Annotated in this window: 1 protein-coding gene; it reads right to left on the reverse strand. The window is 67.6% G+C overall.

The window, feature by feature from the left end:
* On the reverse strand, positions 1 to 465 hold a 465-nt coding region (locus ACKGJN_RS16900; RefSeq protein ID WP_409540747.1), incomplete at its 3' end, for an acetyl-coenzyme A synthetase N-terminal domain-containing protein.
* Between the last annotated feature and the right edge of the window lie 41 nt (positions 466 to 506).

Below are 506 nucleotides of genomic sequence, written 5' to 3' on the forward strand. Positions count from 1 at the left end.
GTCGTCGATGCGCGTCGCCAGCTCGTTGGCGGCGAAACCGCCGAACACCACCGAGTGCACCGCCCCCAGCCGCGCGCAGGCCAGCATGGCGATCAGCGCCTCCGGCACCATCGGCATGTAGATGATGACGCGGTCGCCCTTGGCCACGCCGCGCGCCGCCAGCGCGCCGGCACAGCGCGCCACCTGGTCCTGCAGCTGGCGGTAGGTGAGATGCGAGAGGGTGTCGGTGACCGGGGAGTCGTAGATGATCGCCGCCTGCTCGCCGCGCCCGTCCTTCACATGACGGTCGACCGCGTTGTAGCAGGTGTTCAGGGTGCCGCCGGCAAACCAGCGGTAATAGGGCGGATCGGAATCGTCGAGGACCTTGTCCCACTTCTCGATCCAGTGAATGTCCTCCGCCGCCTTGCCCCAGAACCCCGCCGGGTCCCGCATCGCGGATTTGTAGACGTCGTCGAAACGCCCCATGGTCACATCGCTCCCATTTGTGGGCCCTGGACCGAGCCCTT

This window comes from Gillisia xinjiangensis, from assembly GCF_046298265.1.
Lineage (GTDB): Bacteria > Bacteroidota > Bacteroidia > Flavobacteriales > Flavobacteriaceae > Gillisia > Gillisia xinjiangensis.